This window comes from Maribacter aurantiacus, assembly GCF_005780245.1.
Taxonomy (GTDB): domain Bacteria; phylum Bacteroidota; class Bacteroidia; order Flavobacteriales; family Flavobacteriaceae; genus Maribacter; species Maribacter flavus.
Genome location: NZ_VBUK01000014.1, coordinates 24,176 through 41,904, shown reverse-complemented (window position 1 = coordinate 41,904; position 17,729 = coordinate 24,176). Strand labels below are relative to the sequence as shown.

At 42.0% G+C, this 17,729-nt stretch carries 17 protein-coding genes; 4 read left to right on the top strand and 13 right to left on the bottom strand.

The annotated features are described in order from the left end of the window. The first annotated feature begins 26 nt into the window (after positions 1-26). Entirely contained in the window at positions 27-1,535 is a 1,509-nt protein-coding gene (locus FEK29_RS16855) for a sensor histidine kinase (protein ID WP_138259607.1), read from the top strand. A 50-nt stretch (positions 1,536-1,585) separates the two neighbouring features. Here FEK29_RS16855 and FEK29_RS16850 read toward each other — a convergent pair whose 3' ends face one another. Together FEK29_RS16850 and FEK29_RS16845 are read right to left on the bottom strand one after the other, a co-directional pair. Continuing rightward, positions 1,586-1,882, bottom strand: coding sequence for an isoamylase early set domain-containing protein (locus tag FEK29_RS16850; RefSeq protein WP_138259606.1), 297 nt, complete (start codon positions 1,880-1,882; stop codon positions 1,586-1,588). A 150-nt stretch (positions 1,883-2,032) separates the two neighbouring features. Beyond that, positions 2,033-3,118 (bottom strand): aminotransferase class V-fold PLP-dependent enzyme, encoded by a 1,086-nt coding sequence (locus FEK29_RS16845; protein ID WP_138259605.1) that lies wholly within the window; start codon positions 3,116-3,118, stop codon positions 2,033-2,035. Positions 3,119-3,253: 135 nt separating this feature from the next. On the opposite strand from FEK29_RS16845, the gene FEK29_RS16840 reads away from it, so the two are divergent. Further along, positions 3,254-3,790, top strand: a complete 537-nt coding sequence (locus FEK29_RS16840) for a dihydrofolate reductase (protein WP_240042776.1) — start codon at positions 3,254-3,256, stop codon at positions 3,788-3,790. Here the strand turns inward: FEK29_RS16840 and murI are convergent. After that, positions 3,787-4,575: a glutamate racemase gene (murI, locus tag FEK29_RS16835; RefSeq protein WP_138259604.1), complete on the bottom strand. Its 789-nt coding sequence runs from the start codon at positions 4,573-4,575 to the stop codon at positions 3,787-3,789. The two genes, FEK29_RS16840 and murI, sit on opposite strands and share 4 nt — an antisense overlap. Before the next feature lie 8 nt (positions 4,576-4,583). Beyond that, positions 4,584-6,254: an alkaline phosphatase PafA gene (pafA, locus tag FEK29_RS16830; protein ID WP_138259603.1), complete on the bottom strand. Its 1,671-nt coding sequence runs from the start codon at positions 6,252-6,254 to the stop codon at positions 4,584-4,586. A 111-nt stretch (positions 6,255-6,365) separates the two neighbouring features. Here pafA and FEK29_RS16825 point away from each other — a divergent pair, with 111 nt between their 5' ends. Both FEK29_RS16825 and FEK29_RS16820 read left to right on the top strand, forming a co-directional pair. Beyond that, complete coding sequence (locus tag FEK29_RS16825) at positions 6,366-7,103, top strand: MlaE family ABC transporter permease (protein WP_138259602.1); 738 nt, start codon at positions 6,366-6,368, stop codon at positions 7,101-7,103. Then, positions 7,103-7,870 (top strand): ABC transporter ATP-binding protein, encoded by a 768-nt coding sequence (locus FEK29_RS16820; RefSeq protein WP_138259601.1) that lies wholly within the window; start codon positions 7,103-7,105, stop codon positions 7,868-7,870. Before FEK29_RS16825 ends, FEK29_RS16820 begins: the two co-directional genes overlap by 1 nt. On the opposite strand, the gene FEK29_RS16815 is transcribed toward FEK29_RS16820, so the two are convergent. The 9 genes from FEK29_RS16815 to porV all read right to left on the bottom strand — a co-directional run bounded on the left by FEK29_RS16815 (position 7,867) and on the right by porV (position 17,480). After that, a complete protein-coding gene (locus FEK29_RS16815) occupies positions 7,867-9,336 on the bottom strand; it encodes a DUF389 domain-containing protein (protein ID WP_138259600.1) in 1,470 nt (489 codons plus the stop codon). The genes FEK29_RS16820 and FEK29_RS16815 overlap by 4 nt on opposite strands. Positions 9,337-9,338: 2 nt before the next feature. Next, a complete protein-coding gene (locus FEK29_RS16810; protein ID WP_138259599.1) occupies positions 9,339-10,418 on the bottom strand; it encodes a mannose-1-phosphate guanylyltransferase in 1,080 nt (359 codons plus the stop codon). Position 10,419: 1 nt separating this feature from the next. Then, on the bottom strand, positions 10,420-11,022 hold the full coding sequence (locus FEK29_RS16805; protein ID WP_138259598.1) for a SprT-like domain-containing protein: 603 nt from the start codon (positions 11,020-11,022) through the stop codon (positions 10,420-10,422). A 91-nt stretch (positions 11,023-11,113) separates the two neighbouring features. Next, complete coding sequence (locus FEK29_RS16800) at positions 11,114-11,794, bottom strand: SDR family NAD(P)-dependent oxidoreductase (protein ID WP_138259597.1); 681 nt, start codon at positions 11,792-11,794, stop codon at positions 11,114-11,116. Then, positions 11,794-12,840 carry a M28 family metallopeptidase gene (locus FEK29_RS16795; RefSeq protein WP_138259596.1) on the bottom strand — a complete coding sequence of 349 codons (1,047 nt, stop codon included), beginning with the start codon at positions 12,838-12,840 and terminating at the stop codon, positions 11,794-11,796. Before FEK29_RS16795 ends, FEK29_RS16800 begins: the two co-directional genes overlap by 1 nt. 79 nt (positions 12,841-12,919) lie before the next feature. Further along, a complete protein-coding gene (locus tag FEK29_RS16790; protein ID WP_138259595.1) occupies positions 12,920-14,581 on the bottom strand; it encodes a pyruvate dehydrogenase complex dihydrolipoamide acetyltransferase in 1,662 nt (553 codons plus the stop codon). A gap of 4 nt (positions 14,582-14,585) precedes the next feature. Further along, positions 14,586-15,584: a pyruvate dehydrogenase (acetyl-transferring) E1 component subunit alpha gene (pdhA, locus tag FEK29_RS16785; protein ID WP_138259594.1), complete on the bottom strand. Its 999-nt coding sequence runs from the start codon at positions 15,582-15,584 to the stop codon at positions 14,586-14,588. Positions 15,585-15,770: 186 nt separating this feature from the next. Then, on the bottom strand, positions 15,771-16,256 hold the full coding sequence (gene cdd / locus FEK29_RS16780; RefSeq protein ID WP_138259593.1) for a cytidine deaminase: 486 nt from the start codon (positions 16,254-16,256) through the stop codon (positions 15,771-15,773). A 75-nt stretch (positions 16,257-16,331) separates the two neighbouring features. Further along, entirely contained in the window at positions 16,332-17,480 is a 1,149-nt protein-coding gene (porV, locus tag FEK29_RS16775; RefSeq protein ID WP_138259592.1) for a type IX secretion system outer membrane channel protein PorV, read from the bottom strand. Between the last annotated feature and the right edge of the window lie 249 nt (positions 17,481-17,729).

Genomic DNA, 17,729 nt, shown 5'->3' with positions numbered 1-17,729 from the left:
AACCATAGGTTTATAATAAAATATAGATGAAAAATTCCCTTCTTTCCATTTCCTTGATTCGGAAACTAATCCTCTCCTTTTTGGCCATATTGGTGGTGGCCGGAATTGCATATACGATTTCTTCAGTATACCTATCGGAAAAATATTATGCGGAAACCACGCAACGGTTGCATGCCAACTTGGCCCAAGATCTCATCGACGAAAAATTCACCAATGAAAGTCCGTTCCAAGGAAACGGGGAAATCAACAAAGCCTTGTTTGGTGATATCATGCACGATATGATGGCCGTAAACAGAGCTATTGAAGTGTATTTGTTAAACCCTGGAGGAGTGGTTCAATATTCCATAGTATTGGACCATGAGGCCCCTGAGACCAACAACAGGAAGATTTCCTTAGAACCTATAAATACGTTTATTGAAAACAAAGGCCAAGGATACTTTTTGGGAGAGGACCCAAAGGACCCGTCCAAAAAACAGGTTTTTTCAGCAGCCAAATTCCAAAAAGAAAATATGGAAGGATATATTTATATTTTACTGGCGGGCAGGGATTTTTTAAACACTAGGGAATTGTTGTTTGGAAGCTATATCCTAAAAATGGGGCTTGGCAACTTGATGTTGACCCTATTGTTCACTTCGCTTTTGGCCATACTCTCAGTATGGTACCTTACCAAAAACTTGCGGGAACTGGTCCATGCCACAAGACGGTTTCAACAAGGCGACCTTCAATATAGAATAAAGGATGCGGAAAAATCGGACCTTGCTACGGTCACCACTACCTTCAACGAAATGGCCGATACCATCCTTGAGGACATGAACAAATTGCAATCCATTGAAAGTTTACGAAGGGAGCTAATCGCCAATATTTCCCATGACCTCAGAACTCCCCTTGCCATTATACAGGGATATATTGAAACCCTACAGATGAAGGGCAAAGAACTTACACAGGAACAAAAAGACCATTACCTGAACACTATAGAAAACGGTAGCAAACGATTGGCCAAATTGATTACACAGCTTTTTGAATATTCCAAACTGGAAGCCAATCAAATCGAACCAAAAAAGGAACCTTTTCTAATAAGTGAACTGGCCAACGACATTTACAGCAACTATGCGATTTTAGCACAAAAAAAGAATATACATCTGGATTTAAACATGGATGATAACCTTCCATTGGTTTTTGCCGATATCTCACTCGTGGAACGGGCCATTCAGAATCTCATGGACAATGCCCTGAAATTTACGCCAGACGATGGAACGATTACCATTGGTATTTTAAAGAAAAATGAGCATGTGGAAATTCACATCAAGGATAGTGGTCCAGGAATACAAACCGAGAACCAAGCCCTAATTTTTGAACGGTACAGACAAACAAAATCCGGGAAGAAAAATGAAGGGGCCGGACTGGGATTGGCCATTGTTAGAAAAATTGTGGAACTCCACAATTCCACCATCAAAGTCGACAGCACTCCCAATGACGGTGCCAAGTTTACGTTTACCCTTCCCGTACATGGGTTGCAGCAGGCCATGCCTTTATAACAAAAAAAGGGAACTTAAAAAGTTCCCTTAATTATCTAGTTTAAAATTATTTACAACTCCAATACCGCATTTTCAGAACCGGCATAATCGTTCCACTGGTAACGGTCCGCCTCAGTTTCGTTTACATAAGTGCCGTCTACCAAGTATTTAAATTCGAACGTACTTTCCTTTGGAAGGTCAAAAGTTCCCTTAAAAGTTCCGTTTTTTAATTTTTTCAATGTGCTTCCCTTAGGGCTCCAATCGTTAAAGTCACCTACTACGGCCACTTTCTTAGCATCCTCTGCAGGAACTGTAAAAGTTACCTTACAAACCGGTTTTGTCTTTAGATATTGTTTTGCGATTGCCATGATTTTAGTTTTTAAATTTAGGGCAAAGCTACGGCATTAAACTCCTCATTGTCAACGGTTAATGTCATTTTTATGAAATTGGCAAAAATTTAGCTGAAATTAACGACTGTCCAAAAATAATGTCTTTCAAATGTTGCAAGTAGGTAATTATCAATAGGATGTTTTTAAGACTTTTATAAGATGTTCAAAGTCATCCATTCCATTATAGAAGTTAAAGCTCACCCTAATTCCGTCTCCCCGCATAGCGCACAATATGTCATTGTCAGACAAGGTCTTAAACACTTTTTGACCTGCCTTTATATTAAATATGGTACTATGGGCTTCCCTGTCGACTATATGTTTCTGTAATAAGCCCATGCCATTTAAAGCTTCTTTTAATTTTTTGGACATATTTTGATTATGCTGAGTAATCTGTTCCATTCCAATGGAGTCCAAAAAATCCAAGGAGAATTTTAGACTTCCAAAGTTCAAACTGGACAAATGACCAGGCTCAAACTTTTTTGCGAGGGCCATGGTTTCCTTATTGTCGAAATTTCCATGCGCTGCATTAAACCCTGTAGTAGGTACCTTGATCTCGTTCTCCAGATTGTCGGCAAAGAGCATAAACCCATTTCCATAACCGGACAGGAGCCATTTATAGCCGCTAACCCCCAAAACATCGATTCCCGAAGCTTTAAAATCAAAGGACATGGCTCCACAAAACTGTGTACCATCGGCAATAATCAAAAGGTTTGGGTTGTCACGTTTTAGTTTTTTGATGAACTCCAAATCGATTAAAAATCCGTCCAGCCATTGCACAATGCTAAAGGCAAATACATCGATATGCTTTTTTTTGACAGCCTCGGATATTCTTTCCTCAAAATCGGAGGTAATTCCCAAAGTTGTAATAGCAAACTCCCTACTCTCAAAGGGCCAGTTCACGGAAGGATAGTCGTTCTCCAAAAGCAGAACATTCCTTTTCGCCTGTAACCCCTCCAATAATAAGTTCATTCCCAAGGAATAATTATATACCAAAGCGACCCCTTCCCGGTCGCAATTAAAAAATTGCCCAATTTTTTCACGCGTATCGGATAAGGTTTTAAGTGTCTGTTCCCATAGTTCACTACCATGTAGTAAAGCATCCAAATCATGTTCCTGTCTCCAATCGATCAAGGAATCATACAATGGCCCAAAAACGGCCGTATTTAAATAGGTACACTTTCTTAGCAGGGGAAACTCCTTTTTTATTTTATCCATTAATCGTTTCTTTTTTGGAACACATTTGTTCGCTTTTCAAAACAGCAGCTATCTATCTGTACAAATCCGTAACTTTGAATTATAAAGATAGCCATAGCAATTTATATGGCTCGTTTTTTGTTCAAGCATAGCTACATGAAGGCCGAAAAAAATATAATAATGATTGCTGCCGCAGGTGAGGATGATTCCCTCGGAAGGGATAATGATTTGCTTTGGCATCTTCCCGATGATTTCAAGAGGTTCAAACGATTGACCTCCGGACATAAGATTATCATGGGTAGAAAAACATTTGAAAGCTTTCCGAAGCCCTTGCCCAATAGGTTGCATATTATCATTACCCGTGACAAAAACTACAAGGTGTCTTTTCCCGATTGCATCGTTGTGCATTCCTTGGAAGAAGCCCTGGACCTAGTCAACGAAGAAAAAGCATATATTATTGGTGGCGGAGAAATATATAGACTTGGAGAAAAATATGCCGATGGTATCGAACTCACAAGGGTTCATGGTACTTTTAACGCAGATACCTTCTTCCCGCCTATCTACGCTACTGTTTGGGAGTTGGTGGCCGAGGAATACCATCCAAAAGATGAGAACCATGAATACGATTTCACCTATCGTACCTATACGAGAAAAAATAACGAAGCAATAAATTTAGGAGATTCTAACAATTAAAAGTCCAAGTATTGGGCCGTTACGTTAGGAGCAGCGTTTAAGACAAACCTTTCCAGCACTTCCAAATTTCCATTTGTATAAAATTGATACCTGCCAAAAGCATTCAAACTATTTTGAAGATGTTGTTTGGCCAGGATTGCTTTGGTCTGCCTTGCCACGGCCTCGCCAGAATCGATTATCTGTACGCCAGGGGGCAATATTTCCCTTAAAATCGGTATTAAATATGGATAATGGGTACAGCCAAGTACCAGGTAATCAATGCCCTTTTCCAACATAGGTTGTACAAACTGATATAAAAGCTGTTTTAAGGAATCACTTTCCATATCACCTTTTTCGATCAATTCTACCAATCCCTTTCCTTGTCTTTCAATAACCTCGATCCCAGCTGCATGATTTTGGCTTGTGCTATGGAACAAGGCACTGGACAAGGTTCCCTTAGTGGCCAAAATTCCAACTTTCTTGGACTTGGAGTTTAAGGCCGCAGGTTTGATGGCCGGTTCAATGCCTATAAATGGAATATCGTACGAGTTCCTGAGATAATCTATGGCGTTTGTTGTAGCGGTATTACAGGCGACAACGATCAACTTGCATCCCCGTTGAATCAAATACTCGGTATTCTTAATACTCAGTTGTAGGATTTCCTCGTTCGGTTTTTCACCGTAAGGAGCGTTTTTACTATCTGCCAAATAGATACAATGTTCATAAGGCATAAGGGTTTGTATTTCCTTCCAAATGGAAGTACCCCCAATACCGGAGTCAAAAATACCTATGGGATTATCGTTCATGACCTTATTTATTCCAATACCTCTGAAAGGGGCTTTCCTGTTGTTCCACTGGGAAAAGCGATTCCCAACAAAGATGAAATTGTAGGGGCGATATCTGGAATTTCGGTTCGCTCCACAGTACTTCCCTTTTGTATCCCCTTTCCAAAGAACAGTAAAGGTACGTGGGTATCATAAATTTGGGGCGATCCATGGGTGGAACCCGTTTTAGGATAGGTAATGGTTCCCGGTTTTAGGACAAGAAGTACATCCCCTGATCTTTTTTGGTTGTACCCATTTTGCAGAATATAGGGAATACCGGAGGAATAATTATTTTGCCACATTTGATAGCCGGTATACACGCGATCCACGTAATCATAGCTTAAAAACTCCTTGGCTATAGCTTCCTGCACATCCTTGATTTCCAAATCCAGATTTTTTACAATCTTATGATCCAGAAAAATTTGATAATTTGAAAAATTCTTTACGATTTCCTCGGTTCCATAGGTATATCTTAAAAACTCCGTAAACTTTTCCTTTGTAGTGCTATTGTCCACATAACCGGCGGGAATTCTTGTCGATATTAGATATGATGGCACGTCGATTGCAGCGTGGTCTGCCGTCAAAAAGACGGTGTACTCCCCTTCGCCCACATTTTTATCCAAAGCCTTGAAGAGTCGGGCCAAATCCAAATCCAAACGGATATAGGTATCCTCCACTTCCTTGGAGTTCACCCCAAACATGTGTCCGACATAATCCGTGCTTGAATAGCTGACCGCCAAAAAATCAGTAATCTCGTCCTGGCCCAATTGTTCACGTACTAGGGCCTCAATGGCAAAATCGGTCGTGATGCTATTGCCGTAGGGAGTTGCCTTTATGATCTCAAAATTATTGTTTTTGTCCAACAGGTCTTGAGGGTTGTGAGGGAATGACGACGAGGTTTCACCATCAAATAGTCCTTCAAAAGCATTGTCGTCCACGCCACTTTCTACATAGGTAATTATATCCTTCAAGGTGTTCCATCCTTTTTTATAGGATTGGGCGACTCCAGAACTATTAAAATCTTCCACCCATTTTGGAAGGGCATCCATATAGTAGCTGCTCGTAATCCACTTACCCTCATTTTTGCCATGAAACCAATACGCGGCATTGGCGGTATGTCCGCCAGGGAGTACGGCTCCTCTATCCTTAAGGGCGATGGCGATGGTCTTTCCCCTCATTTGCGTATGTAATCTGAGTTCATCCGTTATGGTCGTAACGGTCATTCTATGCGGGGACATTTGGCCGGCATCTGAAGTGGTACCCACGGATACATACCTATCGTCCGATGCACAATACACATCCACATCATTTTCTTTGTCGTACCATTCATTGCCAATAATACCATGCGTAGCCGGAGTGGTGCCGGTATAAACCGATGTATGCCCAGGTCCCGTACTGGTTGGGGCATAGTTAAAATGGTTGTTCTTACAGTTGAAACCCTCTTCCACCATTCTTTTAAATCCCCCTTCTTCATATTGATTATAAAAGCGGGTCAGATAGTCGTACCGCATCTGGTCCACAATAATCCCAACGACCAATTTAGGCTTGGTTCTCAATGCATCAGGCTCCTCAACCTTGTTCTTACGTTGGGAATAGCCTTGGAAACAAATCAATAGGATGGTAAAAATACTGGGTAATACAGTTGTGAAACGAAAGGTCATGCCTAAAATATTAAGGCGTAAAAATAAAGAAAATAGCCCTGAAAAAATTAATTGGAAGTTAAATCAAATCCATTATTGTTATTTTTACCGTAACAAATCTATTTTAAAGGGATGAATTATTTAGCGTCGATTGGCAGCTATTCCATGATGGTCGTAGAGGTTTTTAAGAAGCCCACCAAATGGCGCATAATGAAATCCCTGATTTTAAAAGAAGTAGATGAACTAGTGTACGGATCACTTGGCATCATTATCTTCATTTCCTTTTTTATTGGCGCCGTTGTTGCCATACAGACCGCACTGAATCTCACGAATCCCATCATTCCAAGAAGTCTCATTGGATTTGCCACAAGGCAGTCCGTTATATTGGAATTTGCACCTACGTTCGTATCCATAATCATGGCGGGAAAAGTGGGTTCTTACATCACTTCGAGCATTGGAACCATGCGGGTCACGGAACAAATAGATGCCTTGGAAGTCATGGGCGTAAATTCCTTGAACTATTTGGTATTCCCAAAAATCATTGCGATGCTCTTTTACCCTTTTGCGATTGCCATTTCCATGTATGTTGGAATTTTTGGAGGTTGGCTCGCTGGGGTGTTTGGCGGATTTTTAACGAGTACCGACTTTGTGACCGGGCTTCAGACCGATTTTATTCCCTTTCATATTGCCTACGCGTTCATTAAGACACTGATCTTTGCATTCATCATAGCCACCATACCTTCCTTTCATGGATACTATATGAAAGGCGGGGCCCTGGAAGTAGGAAAGGCCAGTACCACGTCCTTTGTCTGGACCAGCGTGGTCATAATCATTTTGAACTATTTGCTAACCCAACTACTTTTAGGCTAATGATCGAGGTGAACAACATACATAAATCCTTTGGTGACGCACATATTTTAAAAGGTATCTCCACCACCTTTGAAAATGGCAAGACCAATTTGATTATAGGTCAAAGTGGCTCCGGAAAAACGGTATTCCTCAAATGCCTTTTGGGGTTGTTTTCTCCGGAAAAAGGAAGCATTGTCTACGACGGAAAAAAATATTCAGACCTCACCGAAAACGAGAAACGCGATTTAAGGCAGGAAATGGGCATGGTCTTCCAGGGAAGTGCCCTGTTCGATAGTATGACTGTAGCCGGCAATGTGAAATTTCCTTTGGAAATGTTCACAAAACAATCGGCATCTGAAATGGACGATCGGGTAAATACCGTTTTGAAACGGGTAAACTTGGTGGATGCCCATAATAAATTTCCGGCAGAAATTTCCGGAGGAATGCAGAAACGTGTCGCTATTGCCAGGGCCATCGTTATGAACCCCAAGTACCTATTTTGTGACGAACCCAATTCTGGATTAGATCCAAAGACGGCTATCCTCATCGATGATCTTATCAAGGAGATTACGGAAGAATATAACATTACTACGATAATCAATACCCATGACATGAATTCCGTAATGCAGATTGGAGAAAAAATTCTATTCTTAAAAGATGGTCTTAAGGAATGGGAAGGCACAAAGAACGAAATATTCAAGACCGAGAACGAGGCGGTCACCAATTTTGTCTATTCTTCCGATCTTTTTAAAAAAGTACGGCAGATGTACATTGAGGAACGAAATTAATCCTCCATTACTTCCTTTACCTGAATATTGTCATTGTTCAAACGAAGCTTGAGCCAATTCAATAACTTTTGGGTATCCTTGACCGTTTGGTTTCTCCTGGCTTCCTTTTTCCAAGTAATTTCGAAAACCGGTATGGTATCCGTCTTTTGGAAATCCGTTGCTATTAAATAAGAATATCCCAGGCGTTCCAAATTCTCATAATTTGTTTTGGCTTCCATACTTATTTCTTTAAACGGAATCTGACCTACTGCCCCTTTGCTTAATCTTGACAATTCACTTTCCAAAAAGGCAATTTTTTCGTCCTTGCTGCTCAGCTGGTTCTTCTGGGTCTCGTACAGTTCATTAATGTATTTGAGCTGGTTTACCTCCTCGCTTTGCCCACCTTGTATAATCTGCAGATCGGTGTCCTTCAGTCGGGGGTTATCCGCTAATTGGGCACGCCAGGTAGCAATTATATTATCGGGAATGACCTCATTGCCCATAAAAACCAGTTCTATTGTAGAATTCTCCCCGTTGTTATATTCCAAATCCGTGAAATTCTCCAAAAACCTTCCCTGACCTGAAAATTGATAGGGCACCACATTCTCATCGATAAAAATAGTGGCCTGTTTCCTGAACAAAGATTCCTGTAACGCGTTCCAAAACGTGATGCTCGCGGGAATCATGACCGCAATGGCCACAGCAGAGGCCAGCCTTGCGATGAATTTTCTTCGTTTTGAGTTGACATAGCGTACCATTGGAAAACGCAACAACTTAATCACCAGAAAGGTGGCCAGTGCAATGAAGATGGTGTTTATGGTGAATAGGTACATGGCCCCACTAGCATAGTCCCAATTACCAATTGCCAATCCAAAGCCAACGGTGCATAATGGAGGCATCAAGGCTGTCGCGATGGCCACACCAAAGATGACACTTGCAATGGTTCCTTTTTTCGCCCTTGCGATTACCAATGCCAATCCACCAAAAAATGCGATCAACACGTCCCGTATATCCGGGGCCGTTCTTGCCAAAAGTTCAGAAGACTCGTCCCGCAGCGGAAAGAACCTGAAAAAAAGAAAAGCGGTCAGCACGCTTAAAACCACCATCACCCCAAAATTCTTTAAAGACCTTTTTAGGGTATCGATATCATTGATACCTACGGAAAGCCCAATACCTAAAATTGGGCCCATTAGGGGAGAAATTAACATAGCGCCAATAACTACCGCAGTAGAGTTTGCGTTCAACCCGATGGAGGCAATAAAGATGGAGCAAACAAGGATCCATGAGGTATGTCCCTTAAAGGGAATATCTGCAATGATCGCTTCCCTAGTGGCGTCCTGGTCCGTGTTGGTCCTTATGTCCAGCAATTCCAGAAGAAACTTTTTTATACTGCCCAAAAGTCCCTGAAAGTCCCTTTTTACCTCGTCCCCGCTATCCGGGGTATTGTCCGTTGGAGTAACGTTGTCCTGACCGAATTTATCCTGCATAGTTACGCGTACTTATCACCAAAATTTTCCTTGACCGAATTTAGTACCTTTTTAATATCCTGCTCCTTGGCTTTTGGATAAATTAACAATACTTCTTCCTTGTCCACTATGATGTAATCCTTCAGCCCGTCAACAACTACTATCTTGTCTTTAGGGGTACGGATCATATTCCCTGTGGCATCCTCGGCCGAAAGTTGGGCGTTGACGACTGCGTTGCCCATGTTGTCCTTGTTCAATTTATCGAACAAGGAACCCCACGTGCCAAGGTCGTTCCAATCAAATGTGGCTTCTAGAACAAAAATGGCATCGGACTTTTCCAAAATAGCATAGTCAATGGAAATATTTTCAGCTTTCGGATAATTTTCGGCAATAAAAATTTTTTCTTCGGATGTATTCAAACAGGAAAGCCCATCATGGAATAAATGGAATTGGGTTGACTGATACTCCTTAAAGGCATCTACGATCGTTCTAACGCTCCACATGAAAATACCGGCATTCCACAAAAAATTCCCCTGAACCAAAAATTCCTTGGCCGTTTTATAATCGGGCTTTTCCCTGAATTGATTTACCTTTTTGATTTGGTTATCATCGGATTTATCAAACTCGATATATCCAAATCCGGTATTGGGAAATGTGGGTTTTATACCCAATGTACAAAGCACTTTTTCCTTTTCACATTTATCGAAGCAAGCCGTAACGTCCGCGGCAAAAGCCTCTTCGTCCTCGATCCAATGGTCGCTAGGCGCCACGATCATTACCCCATTGGGGTTCATTTTCTGAATCTTGAGGGCCGCGTAAAGGATACACGGAGCGGTATTTCGCATGGCAGGTTCCAAAACCACCTGCTCTTGAGATACCATGGGCAACTGTTCCAAAACCAAATCGTTGTAGCGTTCATTGGTTAAAATTAGAATATTCTCGGTTGGAACGAACTTATTCAGCCTTTGAAAGGTCTTTTGAATGAGCGTTTCACCCGTGCCCAACATATCATGGAATTGCTTGGGATAATCCGTTGTACTTATGGGCCAGAATCTTGAGCCCACACCTCCTGCCATTAAAACGGCATAATAATTTTTGTTCATGTTAACTGGTTATAAGTTCCACCTCCGCATTGGGCTGAAAAAGGTATACCCTTCCCGTCTTGACCTCAACGCATTCAAATCTCTTAACTCTTTTATTGCCTTTCTTGAATAGCTTTCCATTATATATCCTGAAAACACTTCCAAAAGGTAATTGAAAAACGTATGTTTTGTCATTTTCTTGCGCATCAAATTGCTGTAAGGCCATTGACAATCTTGCATCCGTACTACTGCTTGCCTTGGGGTTTTTAAAATGGATGGCCAACAAGGGCAATAATTTGGACGGAAAAATTTCCGGTCGTAAAAAAGGTAACATTAAATATTGAAACGTTCTTTTCCACTCCAACCCGTGCGGTTTAATCCTGCGGCCATATTTTTCAAAAGCGACCAAATGCGCAATTTCATGAACCAAGGTAATTAAAAACCGATATTTATTGAGGGTAGCGTTTACGGTAATGATGTGTTTACCATCGGGAAGCCTCCTATAATCCCCATGTCTGGTAACCCTTTCGTTTACAATTTTAAGATGCACACCATTATCCTTAATGAGTTGCAGACAGGGATGTACAGATCGTTCCGGCAAATATTTACCCAAAATAGCTTCCATTAAAACAAAAATACCCGAAAAAATAAGAATTGAGAGGAATTGATTTTAATTAACAAAACACCAGTGGACATAGCCTTAAAGCCATCACTATTTAGGGGGTAGAATTTGAAACCTGAAGTAACTTCCCATTGAAGAGGGTGTGGCCCGTAAGCGCAAATTCCTTGATATATGTTGCCATTTCCAATGCTGTTACCGGGGCTTTGTACCCCGGAAAGGCTTCCTCCAGCATTTCGGTCTGGACAGCGCCCAAGGCCAATACATTGAACGAGGGACCTGTTTCCTTGTATTCCTCCGCAAGCAATTCAGTAAGTGTAATAACCGCACCCTTACTCGAACTATAGGCCGATAAGCCTGGAAACTTCATACTTCCCTGTACTCCTCCCATGGAACTGACGGTAATCACATGTCCCTTTTTTGACATATAGGGCACTACCAATTTTATCATGGCCGCCACCCCAAAGACATTTACATCATATACCTTTTTAAATTCATCCAAAGAAGTCTCGGCAAAAGGCTTGTTCAAAAGGGCACCTGCATTGTTTATCAGGACATCCACTTTCTGCCATTCCTTTTTTATAAATTCTTCAACTTTTACAAAATCCGAAGCACGGGACAAATCGAACGAAAACCCTGTAATATTTTTATTTTCAAGACTTTGTATGGGCTCCTCATTTCTTGAAAGGGCCAAAACGGAATGTCCTTCATTGGCAAACAATTGGGCCATTTCAAAGCCTATACCCCTGCTTGATCCTGTTATGATGACGTTGGCCATTACTTATATTTTATCTCCTTAACCGGCGAATTGGCAATCCCTTCCACAATGGGTATCATTTTGTTCACGATAGTGGCCATATGTCCATAATCCATTTCGGAGGTTTCGTCGTCCACTTTGTGATAGTAGGGAAAGTTCGTAAAGTCAAACGTACTGTACGTTTGGGAGGGAATATTGAACTCTTGATGGAAGGCATAATTATCCGATCTTTTAAAGAGATTGAATTCCTTGGCCTGGGGCAAGAACCCAACTACCTTTTCCCCGGCGTAGGCGTTACTAACCTCGGCCATGTTCGATAATTCATACCCCGTGAGATACACCAAATGATCCTTGTCCACCATGGGTACGCCCACCATTTCATAATTCAACATGGCATACATATCCAATCCTTGATCTTTCAGCTTTTTGGCCAAATGCCTTGAACCTAAAAGTCCTTTTTCTTCCGCACTGAACAATGCAAAAATGAGACTTCTTTTATTCGATTTTTCCTTGCCAAAATATCGGGCGAGTTCCATGACCGTTGCGGTTCCAGATGCATTGTCATTGGCACCGTTGGCAATCTCGTCGCCATTCTCAGGACTTACAATCCCTAAATGGTCATAATGTGCGCCCAGCACCACATATTCGTTCTTCAAAGCTGAATCGGTCCCCTCCAAAATCCCCACAACGTTGAACGCTACTCCTTCAAAGTTTTCCAAGGTATCCTTGTATGTCGTAAAATAAGGTGCGATGCCACTGGATGAAAATCGGTCTTCTATAAAGTCGGCCGCCATTTCGATGCCTTTGGTGCCCGATCCTCTTCCCTCTAATGCATCGGATGCCAAATAATCCATAAGTACGGCGATATCCTCCGAAGTTGAAAAAACAACCTCCTTGCCACTGAATTTTCCCGAATCGTTCATGGAAGTCTTAATTTCCTCCGAAACCATTCTTCCTTTAAGTCTCTCAGGACCATCTGGGTTCAATACCGTTTCATTGTTTATCTTTTTGGACCCACAGGAAACCAAAATCAGGACGGAAAGAAAACTTGTCAGCGTTCGTATCATATAAATGTGTTTGAGTGATAAAGATAAAAAAAAGCATCTCCGTTAAGAGATGCTTTTACACTATATTGTTCTGGGCCGATTAGGCCAACATGGTCACAGGGTTTTCCACATAGTACCTAAGCGTCTGTAAAAATTGCGCTCCCACGGCACCATCAACAGTTCTATGGTCGCAGGCCAAGGTCAATTTCATGGTATTCCCTATCACGATTTCCCCATTTTTGACCACCGGTTTTTCAACGATGGCCCCAACGGAAAGTATGGCGGAATTGGGTTGATTTATAATCGATGTGAATTCCTGTATCCCGAACATTCCCAAGTTGGAAACGGTAAAGGTACTTCCCTCCATTTCGGCAGGAGCAATTTTCTTGTTTCTCGCTTTACCGGCCAACTCCTTCACTGCTGCACCGATCTGCGTAAGACCCAGTAAGTCCGCATGCTTGATTACCGGCACAACCAACCCTTCGTCTACAGCTACGGCAACACCCATATGGATATGTTTGTACTGCTTCGTGGTATCACCGTTCCATGTAGTATTAACCTGAGGATGTTTTCGTAATGCCATGGCACAGGCCTTTAATACCATGTCATTGAAAGACACCTTGGTATCTGGCAGGCTATTTATCTGGGCCCTTGAAGCGATGGCGTTATCCATATCCACCTCAATGGTCAAATAGAAATGGGGTGCGGTAAACTTGGAATTCCCCAATGCCTTGGCGATGGCCTTTCGCATATTGGAATTCTTGCTTTCCTCCACACCTTCCTCACCAGCAGGAATTGCCATGGAAACAGCAGGCGCACTGGCCTTTTCCGTTTTTGAAACTTCCGGTGCAGCTTTTGGTGCTTCCGCAGGTTTGTAGTTTTCTATATCCTTTTTAATGATTCTCCCATTATCGCCCGTACCGGACACCTTGGAAAGGTCAATTCCCTTATCCTCTGCTATTTTCTTTGCCAAGGGCGATGCAAAGATTCTATTGCCATCCGAAGTTACGGAAGTAGATTCCTTACTCGATGTATCTTCTGTTTCGGAAGCCTTTGATGCTTCTTCTTTTTTCACTTCTGTCTTTGTACTTTTTTTGGAGCCCGACTTTGCGTTCAAAACCGCATCAACATCGGTACCATCGGGCCCTATGACGGCTAAAACAGCATCAACGGGCGCGGATTCCCCTTCCTGGATTCCAATATGAAGTAACTTTCCGGAATAGAAAGACTCGAATTCCATGGTTGCCTTGTCCGTCTCGATTTCGGCCAAAATATCACCTTCCTCAACCACGTCTCCCACTTGTTTCAACCAACTGGCTACGGTTCCTTCTTCCATGGTATCGCTTAGGCGCGGCATCTTCACGATTTCAACTCCTTCAGGAATTTCAGTGGCCGATGTGTCGCCTTCTTCATCCTGCGCATCATCCGAAGTTTCAGCGCTTGTTGCTTCGTCTTTGTCTCCCGAAGAATTTTCTTCTTTCTTTGGACTTCCCCCACCGTTCAAAAGTCCGGAAATGTCCTCGCCTTCTTCCCCTATAATCGCCAACAATGTATCTACAGGAGCTCCATCACCTTCCTCAATACCAATATGAAGCAGTGTACCTTGGTAAAATGATTCAAACTCCATAGTGGCCTTATCCGTTTCGATTTCAGCCAAAATATCGCCTTCTTCTACCTTATCCCCAACGTTTTTCAACCACTTTGCAACGGTACCTTCTTCCATGGTATCGCTTAATCGCGGCATATTAATTACTTCTGCCATTTAATTACAATTTATGTTGAACGAATGGAAAATCTTCTTGCTCGTATACCATATCGTACAATTGTTGTACGGGCGGATACTCTGATTTCTCCGCAAACTCTTCGCATTCCTTAACCAAATCCTTGACCCTTTTGTCGATTTTCTTGATTTCCTCGTCTGTTGCGTATTTATTTTCCTTGATAATATCCAAGACCTGGGTGATCGGATCAATTTTCTTGTATTCCTCTACCTCCTCCTTGGTTCTATAATGTTGGGCGTCTGACATAGAGTGACCCCTATATCTATACGTTTTCATTTCTAGGAAAGTTGGACCACCTCCAGAACGTGCCCGTTCAATGGCCTTGCTCATCTCTTGGGCAACGGTTACCGGATTCATTCCGTCTACCGGACCGCAGGGCATTTCATAACCCAATCCCAATTTCCAAATATCGGTGGAAAAAGAGGTTCTGGCCACGGATGTTCCCATGGCGTACCCATTATTCTCACAAACGAAAACCACGGGCAATTGCCAGAGCATGGCCAAGTTGAAAGTCTCGTGAAGCGACCCCTGCCTTACGGCACCATCTCCCATGTAACATAGGGTTACGGCATCACTACCGTGGTATTTATCACCAAACGCCATTCCTGCCCCTAGTGGAATTTGTCCACCAACGATACCATGGCCTCCGTGAAAACGATGCTCCTTTGAAAATATGTGCATGGATCCACCCATACCTTTGGAGGTTCCGGTCACCTTCCCATATAATTCGGCCATCACCTTTCGTGGGTCCACTCCCATCCCAATGGGCTGAACATGGTTCCTATACGCCGTAATCATTCGGTCCTTTGTCAAATCCATGGCATGCAAGGCTCCCGCCAATACTGCCTCCTGACCGTTATACAAGTGAAGAAAACCTCTTACCTTTTGCTGAATGTACACGGCAGCAAGTTTGTCCTCGAACTTGCGCCAAAACGACATGTCCTCGTACCATTTCAAATAAGTTTCCTTGGTGATTTTTTCCATCGATTTTAAAATTTATTACAAATTAATCGGACTCCGTAGCAATGTTCAAGAAGTACATCACAAGAGAACAAAAATACACATATAAATGAATGGATAAAAATAATAGAAATAAAAGCGAGAAGAAATTACACCCTTAACAAAAAAAGGAATTTCCGTGTTTAAAAGGTCTTCTTAAAACCTACCTGATCACAGATAGGAATTATCAAAGCCCAAGGGTAAAATAGCGGCAATCGATGGACATTCTACGACCTTTCCCTGGGCACCCATCATCAAAATCCTTATGGGCGATTTTTGTCGGTGTTCATATTCGAATAAGGACTGCCTGCAATTACCGCAGGGAGCGGCCGGTTCCAACACCTCACTGTTTTTTGATTGTACGGAAATGGCCAATGTTTTGATCGCCACATTGGGAAACTTCGCCCCGGCATAAAAAACGGCCACACGCTCCGCACAGAGTCCGGAGGGATAAGATGCGTTTTCCTGATTGTTTCCTATTACGATTTCACCGTTTTCCAGTTCCAAGGCAGCGCCCACCTGAAAATTGGAATAGGGGGCATAGGCGTTGCCCCTGGCCTCCATGGACTTTTCCAACAAGGTCCTGTCACTTTCCTTTAAAGCTTTAGAGGAGTCATATATAAGGATATCAAACCCGATTTTCTTCTTCTTTGCCATCTTTTGTTTTACCAGTTCGAAGATACAAAACAAAAAACCCGCAAAATGCGGGTTTCTATTTATTACGTTCTAAAATCAATCGTTATAAAACTCTTCGCCCAGACTAAAGGTCAATCCAAAGCGCAGTGTATTTTCGATTGGATTCCTTACCTGTGCAGTAGAAAATAAGTAAGACAAATCAATTTGTGCAGATTTAAATTTGAACCCAGCCCCAAGCGTAAAAAACTTCCTTGACCCTTTCTCCTCGCTTTCATTAAAATACCCCGTCCTTACCATGAAGGAGTCCTGATACACATATTCAGCGCCCAAGGCCCAAGTAATCTCTTTTAACTCCTCGCTAAAACCGTCAGGGGCATCCCCAAAAGAGCTGAAAATTCCACTAAAACCGCTTCTATTTTGGTAAATATCTTTGTCCGCAGAATCGATTACCCCATCACCGTTTTCATCTTGGGGAGTGGGAATTAATAGCTTATTAAATTCTGAAGTAATTCCGATAACGTTATCCTGATCTAGGATAAAATCAAAGCCAGCTCCTAACTTTAGATTACTGGGCAAAAAATTATCCTGTCCGCCATCCTCATATTGTATCTTACCCCCAATGTTTGAGATATTAAAACCGGCCCTCCAGCGACCATCAAAATTGTTATAGGCAATTTCCCGGGAACGGTAGAAACCAGCCACGTCCACAGCAAAAGTACTTCCAGAATTAGAATCGACGAAATTGTTTACAGGTAATCGCAAATTAGAATTTATAAACCTTCCAGCTACCGCCATTGAAAAAGTAGGGCTTAGTTTTAGGGAATAGGATCCGTCCAATGCGAATTCGTTCGGCTTTACAGTAATACCCGGATCCGACGCAAATTGTCTAAGTTCAACATCCCCTAAACCAAAATATCTCAAACTGATCGCAAAAGCACTGTTTTCTGAAATTTTATTATAAAAACTAGCGTTTAAAAGGGAAATATCCGTGACAATGGCTTCTAAATATGGAGTATACGCCATTCCTATCCCCATCTTGCGCTCTGCAAAAGCAAATTTAGCCGGGTTCCATTGTTGGGAAAAGGCATCCGTAGAAGTTGCAACTCCAACATCGCCCATACCAGAAGCCCGAGCATCGGCAGCAATACTTAAAAAGGGCACACCTGTACTTATAACCCTCTGACCTTCCTGTGCATTGGCTTTCACCAATAACATGAGCATTAAAATAAATGTAAGTTTTTTCATTAATTCAATAGTTGATATAAAGTGGGCCAATTTAGTGTTTCGATGACTTTGGTCCACATAATTTTATATGTAAACGCTGTTTTCAACGTTATCTTGCACCATTAGTATATATTTTTGGTTTTTTTTAATACCCGCGCGGAAGCCATGGCATTCTACCTTTTTAGTTAAGCCTCGAATATACTATATCCTTTTTTGCTGCGTTATTCCTCATAGAACAAAATTGCTATCAAAAATATTTTAAGGCTGGAT

Coding starts and splice junctions, on each gene's coding strand:
- FEK29_RS16855 (WP_138259607.1), top strand. CDS start 27: ATGAAAAATTCCCTTCTTTCCATTTCCTTGATTCGGAAACTAATCCTC.
- FEK29_RS16850 (WP_138259606.1), bottom strand. CDS start 1,882: ATGGCAATCGCAAAACAATATCTAAAGACAAAACCGGTTTGTAAGGTA.
- FEK29_RS16845 (WP_138259605.1), bottom strand. CDS start 3,118: ATGGATAAAATAAAAAAGGAGTTTCCCCTGCTAAGAAAGTGTACCTAT.
- FEK29_RS16840 (WP_240042776.1), top strand. CDS start 3,254: ATGAAGGCCGAAAAAAATATAATAATGATTGCTGCCGCAGGTGAGGAT.
- murI (WP_138259604.1), bottom strand. CDS start 4,575: ATGAACGATAATCCCATAGGTATTTTTGACTCCGGTATTGGGGGTACT.
- pafA (WP_138259603.1), bottom strand. CDS start 6,254: ATGACCTTTCGTTTCACAACTGTATTACCCAGTATTTTTACCATCCTA.
- FEK29_RS16825 (WP_138259602.1), top strand. CDS start 6,366: ATGAATTATTTAGCGTCGATTGGCAGCTATTCCATGATGGTCGTAGAG.
- FEK29_RS16820 (WP_138259601.1), top strand. CDS start 7,103: ATGATCGAGGTGAACAACATACATAAATCCTTTGGTGACGCACATATT.
- FEK29_RS16815 (WP_138259600.1), bottom strand. CDS start 9,336: ATGCAGGATAAATTCGGTCAGGACAACGTTACTCCAACGGACAATACC.
- FEK29_RS16810 (WP_138259599.1), bottom strand. CDS start 10,418: ATGAACAAAAATTATTATGCCGTTTTAATGGCAGGAGGTGTGGGCTCA.
- FEK29_RS16805 (WP_138259598.1), bottom strand. CDS start 11,022: ATGGAAGCTATTTTGGGTAAATATTTGCCGGAACGATCTGTACATCCC.
- FEK29_RS16800 (WP_138259597.1), bottom strand. CDS start 11,794: ATGGCCAACGTCATCATAACAGGATCAAGCAGGGGTATAGGCTTTGAA.
- FEK29_RS16795 (WP_138259596.1), bottom strand. CDS start 12,840: ATGATACGAACGCTGACAAGTTTTCTTTCCGTCCTGATTTTGGTTTCC.
- FEK29_RS16790 (WP_138259595.1), bottom strand. CDS start 14,581: ATGGCAGAAGTAATTAATATGCCGCGATTAAGCGATACCATGGAAGAA.
- pdhA (WP_138259594.1), bottom strand. CDS start 15,584: ATGGAAAAAATCACCAAGGAAACTTATTTGAAATGGTACGAGGACATG.
- cdd (WP_138259593.1), bottom strand. CDS start 16,256: ATGGCAAAGAAGAAGAAAATCGGGTTTGATATCCTTATATATGACTCC.
- porV (WP_138259592.1), bottom strand. CDS start 17,480: ATGAAAAAACTTACATTTATTTTAATGCTCATGTTATTGGTGAAAGCC.